Below are 12716 nucleotides of genomic sequence, written 5' to 3'. Positions count from 1 at the left end.
CGCCTCAGCCGGCCCTGCGGTGCGCCTTGGACCGGGACCGCTTCTCGATGTACATCCGCTGGTCGGCGGAGCGCAGCACCTCGTCCGCGGACATCCCGCAGCTGGCCCAGCCGATCCCGAAACTCGCCCCCACGCGCACCGCACGCCCGTCCACCCGGATCGGCGGGATGATCGCGTTGCGGAGCCGCACGGCGAGGTCCGCGGCGTCGGCGGCGCCCAGTCCGTCGGCGAGGACGACGAACTCGTCACCACCCAGCCGGGCGACGGTGTCACCGTCCCTGACGCCCGTCGTCAGCCGCCGGGCGACCTCGATCAGGACGGCGTCGCCGGTGTGGTGCCCGAACCGGTCGTTGATCGACTTGAAGCCGTCGAGGTCGCAGAAGAGCACCGCGAGGCCCTTCGTCCCGTCGTCGACGTCCGAGGCGGGGGCGACGGTGTGCACGTGGTGGTCGTACGGGCCCTCCGCCCGGCCCGGCGGCCCGCCCGGGAAGTCGGGGAACTCGGCGAAGTCGACGGGGTGGGCGCCCGGGAACCCGTGGGGCGCCTCGGGCTGAAAGCCGTGCTCCGCGGCACCACCCGCCACGGGCCGCGCCTCGAAGGCGGCGTCCAGGGCCTCGACGGCCGTGGCCATCACCGACTGCGGCCGCCGGCACAGCCGGGCCCCGAGCCGGGCGCGCAGCTCGGCGCTGTTGGGCAGACCGGTCAGGGAGTCGTGGCTGGCCCGGTGCGCGAGCTGGAGCTCGTGCCGCTTGCGTTCCTCGATGTCCTCGACGTGGGTGAGGAGGAAACGGGGCCCGTCGGCGGCGTCCGCGACGACCGAGTTCCGCAGCGAGACCCACACGTACGTGCCGTCCCGCCGCCCGAGGCGCAGCTCGGCGCGGCCGCCCTCGGCGGAGGTCCGCAGCAGCGTCCCGATGTCCTCGGGGTGGACCAGGTCGGAGAAGGAGTAGCGGCGCAGGACGGAGGCGGGCCGGCCGAGGAGGCGGCAGAGCGCGTCATTGGTGCGCAGCAGCCGGCCGTGCTGGTCGCCGCCCATCTCGGCGATGGCCATGCCGCTCGGCGCGTACTCGAAGGCCTGGCGGAACGACTCCTCGCTGGCGCGCAGCGCCTGCTGCTCGCGTTCCAGCCGGACCAGGGCCCGCTGCATGTTCGCGCGGAGCCTCGCGTTGCTGATCGCAATGGCGGCCTGGAAGGCGTACATCTGGAGCGCTTCGCGGCCCCACGCGCCGGGCCGGCGTCCGTTGCGCGGCCTGTCCACCGAAATGACACCCAGAAGTTCCCCGCCCGTCGCGTACATCGGGGCGTAGAGCCGGTCCTCGGGGTGCCATTCGTCCTCGAACCGCGGATCGGGGCCGTCGGTGTGCCACTGGGGGACGTCGTCCTCCAGCAGGACCCAGCCCTCGGTGTGCGGGATGAAGCGGAGGCCGTCCCAGTCCTCGCCCATGGTCAGCCGGCGGTCCCAGGAGGGCCGCGAGCCGACGCGGCCGGTGATCAGGGCTTCGGCGGCGGGGTCCCCGGCGAAGGCGGCGACGACCAGATCGCCGTCAGGGCGTACGAGGTTGACACAGGCGAGTTCGTAGCCGAGGCCCACGACGATGCCGTCCACGACGGTCTGCAGGGTGTCCGCCAGGCTCCGGGCCGTATTGAGCTCGGCCACCACCTGGTGCAGCTGCCGCAGGGTCGCAAGACGGACGTACGGCTCCGACTCGGTCTCCATTGCTCGCTCTCCCCGAGACCTCGACAGCAACTCCAGGTTTGTCATCGGCGTTTCGTTGCGGTGTCCCGTCCACTGAATCACAGTGAGCTGTGCGGCAGGTACACAGGGTCAACAAATCTTGCTCTCTGTGACTCAAGTCACATGAGATGAACAACAGGGCGCAACGGGGCCCTTGTTGGATGGGAGCGCTCCCCGTCCTTCTCGGGAGCAAACGATACGCCCGGGACTAGGCCGAGGGGCGGGGACGCGGCTCGGACCAGCGCCCGATGTGCGGCGGACGGACGCGAGACTAGCGTTCCCCACGTGCCGAAGACGATCCCGAGCCCCGTGCCCCCGAGCCCCGTACCGCAGGCCGCCGTACCCCATCCTGAGGGGGTGAGCAACGAAGAGTTCCGGGCGGCGATGTCCCGACTGGCGGCGGGGGTGTGCCTGATCACCGCGCACGAACCGGCCCTGACCTCCGACGGACCGCGCGGCGAGGACGTCGGCATGACCGCGACCGCCTTCCTGTCCGTCTCCCTGGACCCGCCCCTGGTCCTGGTGAGCCTGCGCGAGGGCTCGCGGATGGACGACCTGCTGGCGGAGCAGCCGCTGTGGGCCGTCTCCGTCCTCGCCGACTCCCAGCTCCAGGTCGCGGGCCGCTTCGCGATGAAGGGACGGATCAGCGACCGGCTGCTCTTCGAGGGCCTGCCCTGGGAGCGGGGCGAGGTCTCCGGCGCCCCGCTGCTGACGGGAGCGCTCGCCACCCTGGAGTGCCGCACCGAGTCCCGTGTCGAGGCGGGCGACCACACCCTGGTCATCGGCCGCGTCCTGACCGCCGGCCTGCCGGCCCCCGACGCGCCGCCCCTGACGTACTTCCGGGGGCGCTACCGGCACCTGGCGCCGTAGCCGCGCCGCACGCGCGCGTCCGGTGCGTCCCGCCCGCCGCCGCGTCCTGACCGCCGGCCCGCCCGGCGCGCCGGCGCGGTTACCAGTCCCGGCCCGTACGGCCGCGCTTCGTCTCGCCGCGGGCCTTCTTCTCCCGCAGGCGGCGCTCGTTGATCCCACGCGGGATCTTCGTCGCCCGGCGGGCCTTCGGCGGCGGGGCCGTCGCCTCCGCGAGCAGCGAGGCCAGCCGGACCAGCGCCATCTCCCGGTTGCGGAACTGCGAGCGGTGCTCGGAGGCCCGTACGGTCACCACGCCGTCGACCAGCCGGGACGCGAGCCGCTCCAGCGCCCGCTCCTTCCACACGTCCGGCAGCGCCTTGGTCGCCGCGACGTCGAAGAGCAGCTCCACACGGGAGTCCGAGGTGTTCACGTGCTGCCCGCCCGGCCCCGAGGAACGCGAGAAACGCCAGGCGAGCTCCGCCTCGGGGAGCACGACCGAACCGCGGATGACATAGGGACCAGGCATGCGCCCTATGATCCCGCGCCCGCACCCGCCCCGTCACTCCTATTTCGTGCGGGCTTATTTCGGGCGGGAACCCCGCGGGTACCTCCTCGCGTTAGAGGAGACAGCGGTACTTTGACCGCCTGTACGTGCATGCTGGATGAGGAAAGGGACAATCCCATGGCTGTCAGCCTGTCCAAGGGCGGCAACGTCTCGCTCTCGAAGGAGGCCCCGGGCCTCTCTGCCGTCACGGTCGGCCTCGGCTGGGACACCCGTACCACCACCGGTGTCGACTTCGACCTGGACGCCTCGGCCATCGCGGTGAACGCGACGGGCAAGGTCGTCTCCGACGGCCACTTCGTCTTCTTCAACAACAAGTCCACCCCGGACCAGACCATCGTCCACACCGGTGACAACCGCACCGGCGAGGGCGCCGGCGACGACGAAGCCATCAACGTGAACCTCGCGGGCCTCCCCGCCGACGTGGACAAGATCGTCTTCCCGGTCTCCATCTACGACGCCGAGTCCCGCAGCCAGAACTTCGGCCAGGTCCGCAACGCGTACATCCGCGTCGTGAACCAGGCCGGCGGCGCCGAGATCGCCCGCTACGACCTCTCCGAGGACGCGGCCACCGAGACCGCCATGGTCTTCGGCGAGCTCTACCGCAACGGCGCCGAGTGGAAGTTCCGCGCGGTCGGCCAGGGCTACGCCTCCGGCCTCACCGGCATCGCCCAGGACTTCGGCGTCAACGTCTGACCGACGCCCGGTCCGCGGCACAGCCGCAGGCGAAGCCCCCTCCCCACCGTCCGGGCAGGGGGCTTCGCTACCGTTCGCAAGGTGATCCTCCAACCGCTCGTCCCCGTGGACGGCGCCCTGCCGGGGCCGGTCCTCACCGAAATCGCCACGCTCTACGCGACGAACCACGCGTTCTTCGAGATCAGCGGCGACTTCCCCGACCCCGCCCGCATCACGGTGGAACAGGTCGCGGCCGCCCTCGCCGACGAACTCGCCCACGACGGCGCCGAAGTACTGCTGGCCCGCTCCGCCGGCCGCCTCGTCGGCCTGGCCGCCACCCTCGACCACCACCCCGACCCGGCCTCCGAAGACCCGGACCCGTGGATCGGTCTGCTGCTCATCGACTCCACCGCGCACCGCGAGGGGTACGGCCGCGCCGTCGCCACCCTCGTCGAGGACCGCTTCCGCGCCGCGGGCCGGACGGGCGTACGCCTCGCCGTGCTCGAAGCCAACACCAAGGCCCTCGCCTTCTGGCAGGCCCAGGGCTACACGGTCCTGCGCCACGCCAAGGACCGCGAACTGGGCCGCCCCTGCACGGTGATGCGCAAGACGCTCGGCACGGACGCGCAGCCCCCGGACGCGTAGCCCCCGGAGGCGTCGCGCTCGGGGCGCCCCGGGTTCAGGAAGCCTTCGGTTCGGGCGCCTCGGGCCGGTCCTCGCCGTACAGCCACACGTCCCAGACCTCCTTCAGGTCGTGACCCGTGTGCCGCTGCGCGTACGCCGTGAACTCCGCGGTGCTCGCGCTGCCGTGCCGGTGGTCGGCGGCCCAGCCGCGCAGCAGGGCGGAGAACTTCTCGTCGCCGACCTCCTGGCGGATCCGGTGCAGCACCATCGCGCCCCGTACGTACACGGGCGTGCCCGAGATGTGCTCCGGTCCCGGCGGGGCGGCCGGCGGGAAGGCGTCCCACTCCGAGTCGGCGGCCTCGTCGACGGAGGTGTCACCGGCGAGGATCGCCTCGAAGCGGCGCTGCGCGGTCGGCCCGCCGTGCTCCTCCGCCCACATCCACTCGGCGTAGGTGGCGAAGCCCTCGTTCAGCCACATGTCCTTCCAGGACTTCGGCGAGACCGAGTTGCCGAACCACTGGTGGGCCAGCTCGTGCAGGATCAGGTTCTCGTCCGGCGCACCGGGATAGACGGGCTTGGTCTGCGTTTCCAGCGCGTACCCGAGGGTCCCGCCCGGCAGCACGATCGTGCCGACCGTACCGAAGGGGTACGGGCCGAACTTGGCGGAACCCCACTCCACGATCTCCGGCAGCCGCGCCAGCGCGGGCGCGCTGCGCTCCGCCTCGGCGGGCGTCACCGCGTTGTAGACGGGGATGCCCGACGGGGTCCGGCCGGTCTTCACGTCGAACTTCCCGATCGCGGCGGTGGCCAGGTAGCTGGCCATCGGCTCGGGACTGTGCCAGGCGAACTCCGTCTGCCCGTCCTCGACTTCCGTGCGCGAACGCAGCTCGCCGTTGGAGACCGCCTCGTAGCCCTTCGGGACCGTCAGGGTGATGTCGTAGGAGGCCTTGTCGCTGGGGTGGTGGTTGCCCGGGAACCAGCCCATCGAACCGACCGGCTCGCCGACCCCGACCGCGCCGTCATCGGTGGTGATCCAGCCCTCCTCGGATCCGTCCGGATCCGTGACGGGCTTCGGGCGGCCGGTGTAGTCGATCTCCGTACGGAAGACCTCGCCCTTCTTCAGGTCCTTCGCCGGGCGCACCGTCAGCTCGTTGCCCGTCCGGTTGTACCGGGCTCCGGCGCCCTGCACCTCCACGCTCTCGATCTTGAGACCGCTGAAGTCGAGGTTGAAGGAGCTGAGGCCCTGCCCGGCGCGGGCGGTGATGACGGCCGTACCGTGCAGCTGCCCGTCGGCGGGGTCGTAGGCGAGGTCGAGGTCGTAGTGCTCGACGTCGTAGCCGCCGTTGCCGGCGCGCGGGAAGTACGGGTCGCGGAGCCCGGACGCGCCGGGCCGCCCCTGCACCGTGGAACCCGTACATCCCGTGGCCAGGGCGGCGAGGGAGAGCAGGGCTGCGGCGGCGGGGGCGGCGAGGCGGACGAGCCGGGGGTGTTCCACGCACTCGATCCTAAGCGGGCGGACGGGCCCGCTCCGGTGCCGTGGGGGCTTCGTGGACCACTTCTCCAGGACTACTTCTCCAGGGCGTCGACGCCCGCCTTGGCGAACTTCTCGTCGAGGTCACCGGACGGGGCGCCGGCCACGCCCACGCCCGCGACCGGGGCGCCCTTGGCCTGGACCGGGGTACCGCCACCGAGGAACAGGGTGCCCGGGATGTCCTTCAGGTTCGGGGTCTGGGCGAGACGGCCCGCGAGGACGGAGGTCGGGGCGTTCCAGGACACGGCGGTGAAGGCCTTGCGCTGGGCCGACTCGTAGGACTGCGGGCCCGCGCCGTCGCCGCGCAGCGTGACGATGGTGTTGCCGTTGCGGTCGACCACCGCGACCGTCACCTTCTGGTTCTCCTTCTCGGCGGCGTGCAGCGCGGCCTGGGCGGCGCGGGTCGCGGCGTCGACGGTGAGGTGGGTCGAGGTGGTGAAGTTCTTGTCGTTGTCCTTCTTCGCGGCGGGGGCGGCGGCCGGCGCCGAAGCGGGCGCGGCGCTCGCGCTGACGGCACCGAACGTCCCGGCGCCGAGGGCGAGGGCGAGGGCGGTACCGGTGAGGACGCGGGTGCGGGTGTTCATGTCTGCTCCTGGTGGTAGGACGTCGCCCGATGGGGCGGGGTGTGGTCGGTGGGTCGTGCGTCGGCCGGCTCGTTCTGCCGCTGCTCCAAGACTCGGCCCGGATCCCGCCTCCACCCGTCGCCGTACCGGCTCCCAACGGCCACCGCACCGGCTGACCCGAGGGTCATCCGATCGGCCGATGCGCCACCCCCGCCCCCCCGGTTCTCCTGATCGATACCCCTCCCCCGAACCCCACCGGGGTTCCGGGACCCACCCGGGGGCTCAGGGCCACCCGGGGCCCGGAACCGACCCGGGTCCCGGACCACCCAGGGCCCGGAACCCACCCGAGCCCCGGACCGCCCAGGACCCGGAACCCACCCGAGCCCCGGACCGCCCAGGACCCGGAACCCACCCAGGGGTCAGGACCACCCGGGGCCCGGAACCCCCGGGATCCAGATCCGGAACCCACCCGGGTGCCGGGCCCACCCGGCACCCGGGAACCCGCCGGGGCCGGGCACCGGGCCGCCCGGCGGGGCACCGGCCGCCCGGCGGGCGGATCCCCACCCGCAACCCGCCCGGCCAGGGCAGAGGCAAGATGGATACCACCCCCACCCCCAGGAGCCCCGCCGTGAGCCACACCCCGCGGCCGCACCCCGCCGCCAGTGCCGGTGCCGATCCCGACACCCGCACCCTGGCCACCGTCATGCACGCGGCGTTCTTCCTGCTCCTCGGCGCCTCGGTCGCCCGCTTCCTCCTGCGGCACCCCGGCGAACCCCGCACCCCCTGGGTCATCGCCCTCAGCATCGCGCTGGCCCTGCTGTACGTCCTCGGCCCCGTCGTCGGTGCCACCCGCGTACCCGCCCCGGCGCCGCAGGCCGCCCGCGCATCGGTCCCCGCGCCGCAGGCCACCACCCCCACCCTGCGCCGCCTGCTCTGGCTCGGCCTGGTCGTCGCGACCTGGGTGGTACTGGTCCTCCTCGCGCCGAGCTTCGCCTGGTGCGCCGTACCGCTCTTCTTCACGGCGCTGCGCACCCTCCCCCCACGCGCCGCGATCGTCCTCGTCGCCCTGCTCACGGTGTTCGTCGTCGCCGCCCAGCTGCGGCTGTCCACCGACTTCGACCCGAACCTGTTCCTCGCCCCGCCCGCCGTCGCCGCCCTCGCCACCGCCGTCTTCGTCCACATGGAACGCCAGGCGCAGGCCCAGCGCGCACTCATCGACGACCTGATCCGCACCCGCCGGGAGCTCGCCGCCACCGAACGCCGCGAAGGCACCCTCGCCGAGCGGCAGCGGCTGTCCATGGAGATCCACGACACCCTCGCCCAGCACCTGTCCAGCCAGCAGATGCTGCTCCAGGCCGCGGACCGGACCTGGGACAGCCACCCGGACACCGCCCGCGCGCACGTCCGTACGGCCACCGGCATCGCGGCGCGCGGCCTCGCCGAGGCCCGGCGGCTCGTCCACGACCTGGCGCCGCCCGAGCTGGAGAACGGCGCCGGGCTCGCCGACGCCCTCCGCGCGCTGGACGCCGGCCCGGACATCACCGTCCGCTTCCACCTGGAAGGCGCCCCGGCCCCGCTCCCGGACCGCGCCGAATCGGCCCTCCTGCGGATCGCCCAGGGCGCCCTGTCGAACATCCGCGAACACTCGGGCGCGTGTACCGCCGCCCTCACCCTGAGCTTCCTCGGCGACCAGGTCGTCCTGGACATCGCGGACGACGGCGACGGTTTCACCGAACCCCGCAGCGCCGGCCCCGACCGAGGCCACGGCCTCCCGGCGATCCGCGCCCGCGTGCGCCAGCTCGGCGGCACCCTGACCATCGAATCAACCCCGGGCGAGGGCACCGTCCTCTCGGCCTCGATCCCCCTGGAGCCCACAGGATGACGACGATCCTCCTCTGCGACGACCACGTAGTGGTCCGCGCCGGCCTCCTCGCCCTCCTGGGCAGCGAGCCGGACATCGAGGTGCTCGGCGAGGCCGGCAGCGGCGAGGAGGCCGTGGCGCTGGCCGCGAAGCTGCGCCCGGACGTCGTCCTCATGGACCTCCAACTGGGCGAGGGCATCGACGGCGTGGAGGCCACCCGCCGCATCACGGCCCTGCCCGGCCCCCCGCACGTACTCGTCCTCACCACGTACGACACGGACGCGGACATCACCCGGGCCATCGGCGCCGGCGCCACCGGCTACCTCCTGAAGGCGGAACGGCCCGAGGAACTCTTCGCCGCGATCCACTCGGCGGCAGCCGGGCGTACGACGCTCTCCGCGCCGGTCGCGAGCCGCGTGATGGCCCACATGCGGGGCTCCCGGCCCACCCTGACGGACCGGGAGCTCGACATCCTGGGCCAACTGGCCCGCGGCCTCGGCAACCGCGACATCGCCCGCGCCCTGTTCATCAGCGAAGCCACGGTCAAGACCCACCTGGGCCGCATCTACGACAAACTCGGCGTGGACACCCGCGCGGGCGCGGTCGCGGTAGCCAAGGAACAACGCCTCCTGCCGTCGTGAGGGGGCGGGGGGCGGGGGGCGGGTCGGGGTCGGGGGACGGCGGGGTCCCCGTGATCCGCATCAGGGAGGGTTTGGTGGTTTCCCGTCAGTCTCATCGTCTCTCCGGGCTGGACCGGTCCCTCAAGGGCGCTCACTTCGTTCGCGTCGCTTCGCGATGGCCTACGGCCACCCTTGACCGACCGCCCCACCCCGGAAAGCCGAAGACCGACGGGAACCCCCCAAAAGAACGGTCACGGGGAAGAGCCAGAGGAGCGGCCCCGTCAGGGACGAGACGACGGGCCGGGGGTCGGCCGACCGGGCACACGCCCCCTCGCGGCCCCTTCCGGGACCGGGCTCCTGGCTTACCCACCCGAAATGACGACCACATCAGCCTGGGGCGCAGTCAGGCGCGTCAGATCGCTACGCGCTCCTCTCGGCTCAGCGACAGCGGCCCGTCTGGGGCTGGACATAGGCCGCAGGAGGCATCTGTGCCCGGTGTCGTCTCAGCGGCCGACGACCAGCCGTGGTCACTCCCAGGGGAAGCCTGGAGGTCTTTCCTGCCGGAGGGTGTCACCGCAGGAGTACAGGCGGGCGGTAGCCGCACGTCAAGGGTGATGGGTGGGCCGTGTGGGCGGTCTATGTCCAGCCCCAGACGGTCGCGGGACGCTAAGCCGAGAGGAGCGCGTAGCGATCTCACGCGCGCCTGACTGCACCCCAGGACGTCGTGGTCGTCATTTCGGGTGGCTAGGGCTCGGGTGTGGTCCCGGAAGGGGCCGCGAGGGGGCCGTGTGCCCGGTCGGGCGACCCCCGGCCCCTCGGCTCATCGCTGACGGAACCTTTGGGCAGTCGTTCCCCCCTGCCCTCCTTCGGGGGCTTCCCGGCAGTCTTTGGCATTTCGTTTCGGGCCGGTCGGTCAAGGGTGGCCGAAGGCCATCGCGAAGCGACGCGAACGAAGTGAGCGCCCTTGAGGGACCGGACCGAAACGGAAGGACAGTGGACTGACGGGCAGCCCCCGACACACACCCGACCCCATCAAGGGAGCACCGCCCACCCCCGACCCCTCCCAGCCACCCCCCACCCCGACCCCCCACCCCACCCACCCGGATCCGGACAGTCCGGCGTCGGGTTCGGACAACCACGGTCGGGGTGCCGTCGTAGGGCTGCCGCGCCCGGCCCCCTCGATGGCACGCTCACTCGCGCCGCCACCCCGGCCACCCCCGCGAAGGAGCACGAGTGACCCACCCCGCGCCCTCTCCCCGCACCCGCCTCGCCGCCGTCCTGCTCGGCGCCGCCGCCCTGGCCGCCACCGCGCTCCCGGCGGCCACCGCCACCGCCACCGCCGCCCCGGCGCCGGGGCCCGCCACCCCCAGCCGGCAGCAGGCCACCGGCACGGGCACCACCCCCACCAGCGCCGCAGGCACCGGCACCGGCAACAGCCAGTACGCCGGTACCGTCCCCCTCGGCACCCACTTCACCGGTACCACCCACCAGCTCCGTGACCCCTCCCGCGGAGACCAGCGCACCCTCGACGCACTCAACCAGACCTCCGGGCCCGGCGTCCTGTTCACCGACCCCGACAACACCTGGGGCGACGGCAGCGCCTCCCACCGTCAGACCGCGGCCGTGGACGTCCACTACGGCACCGCCGTGACCTGGGACTTCTACCAGGCGGCCTTCGGCCGCAGCGGCGTACGCGGCGACGGGGTCGGCACGACCTCCCGCGTCCACTACGGCACCAACTACGGCAACGCCTTCTGGAGCGACAGCTGCGCCTGCGTGACCTACGGCGACGGCAACGTCCCCGGCCGGCCCCCGACCTCCCTCGACGTCGTCGGCCACGAACTCGCCCACGGCCTGACCGCCTCCACCGCCCGCCTCGCCTACAGCGGCGAGCCCGGCGGGCTCAACGAGGGCACCTCGGACATCCTCGCCACCGCCGGCGAGTTCTTCGCCGACAACAAGACGGACGTCGGCGACTACCTCATCGGCGAACGCGTCTACGACGGCCCGCCCCGCCGCATGGACCGCCCCAGCAGCGACGGCGTCTCCCCCGACTACTGGTCACGCGACGTCGCCAACCTGCCCCCGCACGCCGCCTCCGGCCCCGCCCGGCACTTCTACTACCTCCTCGCGGAGGGCAGCGGCCCCAAGGTCATCAACGGCGTCACCTACGACTCCCCCACCCACGACGGCTCCAAGCTCCTCGGCATCGGCCGCGAGAAGGCCACCCAGATCTGGTACCGGGCGCTGACCGTCCACATGACCTCCACCACGAACTACGCGCGCGCCCGCACCGCGACCCTCAAGGCCGCCACCGAGCTGTACGGCGCCTCCTCCCCGGAGGCCGCCCGGGTCGCCGCCGCCTGGACGGCCGTCAACGTCCGCTGACCCCCGCGACCACCCCGCTCCCCGGCCCTGCCCCCGGACGGGCCCGGGTCGGACCCCGACGGGCCCGGGTCGGACCCGGGCGCCGGGGGAGTCGCAGCCGTGACACCATCGGGTACGTGCTCGACATCGGCTACTCCCTCTCCCGGCGCTTCCCGGACCCCCCGCAGACCGACTACCGGTCGGCGGACATCCGGACCCTGCGCCACGACCTCTTCTGCGGTGACGTCTACCTCGCCGACACCGACAAGGACCTGGAAGTATCCACAGCCTGGGGATGGGTGCCCGTACTCGACTTCGCCTGGGCGCTCTGCGACATCGTCGAGCAGCTCGACCAGGACCCGCGCGGCAGCCGCTCCGCCAACCGCCAGTACGCCGAACTCGACTTCACCGAGTCCGCGGACCGGATGCTCTTCGAGCGCCGCTTCGGCTGGGTCGACATCGAGGCCGACTGGATGGCGCCCGAAGAGGACCCGCTGACCTTCAGCCACCGCCTGCTGCGCCGCGAGGCCCGTGACTTCCTGCACGACCTGATCGCCGACCTCGTCGACATGCACGACGGCCTCGCCGACAACCCGGTCATCTGGACCCTCCAGGCCCGCTTCCCCCGCGTCCCCGCCTAGCCCCCCCCGGCCCGGCCGGAATCCCCGAGCCCCTACGCCACCACCCGCACCCCCAGCTGCGCCGCCAGCGCGGGTGCCAGGTCGAACAGCTGCGCCGGGCTGATCACCGCCCCGGCCAGCGCGTCCACCCCCCGCGCGATCCCCAGCTCCGCCGCCTCCCGCAGGTCCACGTCCGTCATCCGGACCCCGCTGAAGTCGGCCCCGCGCCGCCGAAGTCCGGCTCCACCAGTACGCAGCCCTCGAACACCACGTCCTTGAGGCGTGCCTTCCGCAGGTTCAGGTAGTCGATCTTCCCGCCGCGCACGAGGACCCGCTCCAGAACCGCCCCGTGCAGCTGCACCCCGCCCAGCCGGGCGTCCACCAGCTCCACGTCCCGCAGCGAGGCCCCCGACAGGTCGGTCCCCACTCCCCGGACGCCCTCCAGCACCGAGTCCATGAACCGTGCCTTCGCCAGCCCCGCCTCGTCCAGCGCGCACCGGCGCAGCGCGCAGTCCATGAACCGCGCCCCGACGCCCTCCTGGCCCGCCAGGTCGAGGCCGTCGAACTCCAGCCCGTCGTAGTCCCCGTCCGGCTCCAGGGCAGACCCGTCCCACGCCGTCAGCTCCGGCAGCCGCACCTCCGGCCGCCGCGCCGCCTTCACCGTCCCCTGCCGCTGCCCACCCGTACGCGCCATCCCCCCATCCTGACC

At 73.0% G+C, this 12716-nt stretch carries 11 protein-coding genes and 1 pseudogene; 7 read left to right on the top strand and 5 right to left on the bottom strand.

Going from position 1 to position 12716, the window contains the following annotated elements; all coding sequences use genetic code 11:
- Positions 1–4 precede the first annotated feature (4 nt).
- Positions 5–1717 carry a diguanylate cyclase CdgB gene (cdgB, locus tag AC07B0_RS22670; RefSeq protein WP_356875978.1) on the bottom strand — a complete coding sequence of 571 codons (1713 nt, stop codon included), beginning with the start codon at positions 1715–1717 and terminating at the stop codon, positions 5–7.
- A gap of 402 nt (positions 1718–2119) precedes the next feature.
- Here cdgB and AC07B0_RS22665 point away from each other — a divergent pair, with 402 nt between their 5' ends.
- Positions 2120–2605, top strand: a complete 486-nt coding sequence (locus AC07B0_RS22665; RefSeq protein WP_467296636.1) for a flavin reductase family protein — start codon at positions 2120–2122, stop codon at positions 2603–2605.
- Positions 2606–2684: 79 nt separating this feature from the next.
- Here the strand turns inward: AC07B0_RS22665 and arfB are convergent, their stop codons facing one another.
- Entirely contained in the window at positions 2685–3110 is a 426-nt protein-coding gene (gene arfB / locus AC07B0_RS22660) for an alternative ribosome rescue aminoacyl-tRNA hydrolase ArfB (RefSeq protein ID WP_356875980.1), read from the bottom strand.
- A 156-nt stretch (positions 3111–3266) separates the two neighbouring features.
- Between arfB and AC07B0_RS22655 the strand changes: the two genes are divergently transcribed.
- Positions 3267–3842 (top strand): TerD family protein, encoded by a 576-nt coding sequence (locus AC07B0_RS22655; RefSeq protein ID WP_031145314.1) that lies wholly within the window; start codon positions 3267–3269, stop codon positions 3840–3842.
- An 81-nt stretch (positions 3843–3923) separates the two neighbouring features.
- The gene (locus tag AC07B0_RS22650) at positions 3924–4466 is read left to right on the top strand and encodes a GNAT family N-acetyltransferase (protein ID WP_356875982.1); all 543 of its coding nucleotides are present in this window, start codon (positions 3924–3926) and stop codon (positions 4464–4466) included.
- Positions 4467–4500: 34 nt separating this feature from the next.
- Here AC07B0_RS22650 and AC07B0_RS22645 read toward each other — a convergent pair whose 3' ends face one another.
- Both AC07B0_RS22645 and AC07B0_RS22640 read right to left on the bottom strand, forming a co-directional pair.
- Positions 4501–5940, bottom strand: coding sequence for a M1 family metallopeptidase (locus AC07B0_RS22645; protein WP_467296471.1), 1440 nt, complete (start codon positions 5938–5940; stop codon positions 4501–4503).
- A 71-nt stretch (positions 5941–6011) separates the two neighbouring features.
- Positions 6012–6560: a GlcG/HbpS family heme-binding protein gene (locus AC07B0_RS22640; RefSeq protein ID WP_478898797.1), complete on the bottom strand. Its 549-nt coding sequence runs from the start codon at positions 6558–6560 to the stop codon at positions 6012–6014.
- A gap of 682 nt (positions 6561–7242) precedes the next feature.
- Here AC07B0_RS22640 and AC07B0_RS22635 point away from each other — a divergent pair.
- The 4 genes from AC07B0_RS22635 (at position 7243) to AC07B0_RS22620 (ending at position 12028) form a co-directional block, all read left to right on the top strand.
- Entirely contained in the window at positions 7243–8421 is a 1179-nt protein-coding gene (locus AC07B0_RS22635) for a sensor histidine kinase (RefSeq protein ID WP_478898865.1), read from the top strand.
- A complete protein-coding gene (locus tag AC07B0_RS22630; protein ID WP_467296467.1) occupies positions 8418–9041 on the top strand; it encodes a response regulator in 624 nt (207 codons plus the stop codon). Before AC07B0_RS22635 ends, AC07B0_RS22630 begins: the two co-directional genes overlap by 4 nt.
- Positions 9042–10253: 1212 nt before the next feature.
- Positions 10254–11408 (top strand): M4 family metallopeptidase, encoded by a 1155-nt coding sequence (locus AC07B0_RS22625; RefSeq protein ID WP_478898796.1) that lies wholly within the window; start codon positions 10254–10256, stop codon positions 11406–11408.
- A 116-nt stretch (positions 11409–11524) separates the two neighbouring features.
- Positions 11525–12028 carry a hypothetical protein gene (locus AC07B0_RS22620; protein WP_356883016.1) on the top strand — a complete coding sequence of 168 codons (504 nt, stop codon included), beginning with the start codon at positions 11525–11527 and terminating at the stop codon, positions 12026–12028.
- Between the two features lie 32 nt (positions 12029–12060).
- Here AC07B0_RS22620 and AC07B0_RS22615 read toward each other — a convergent pair.
- Positions 12061–12701 (bottom strand): annotated as a pseudogene (locus AC07B0_RS22615) (pentapeptide repeat-containing protein).
- Positions 12702–12716: the final 15 nt, after the last annotated feature.

The sequence above is a fragment of the Streptomyces sp. NPDC044704 genome, assembly GCF_056433525.1.
This window is presented reverse-complemented; position numbering and strand designations above follow the sequence as displayed.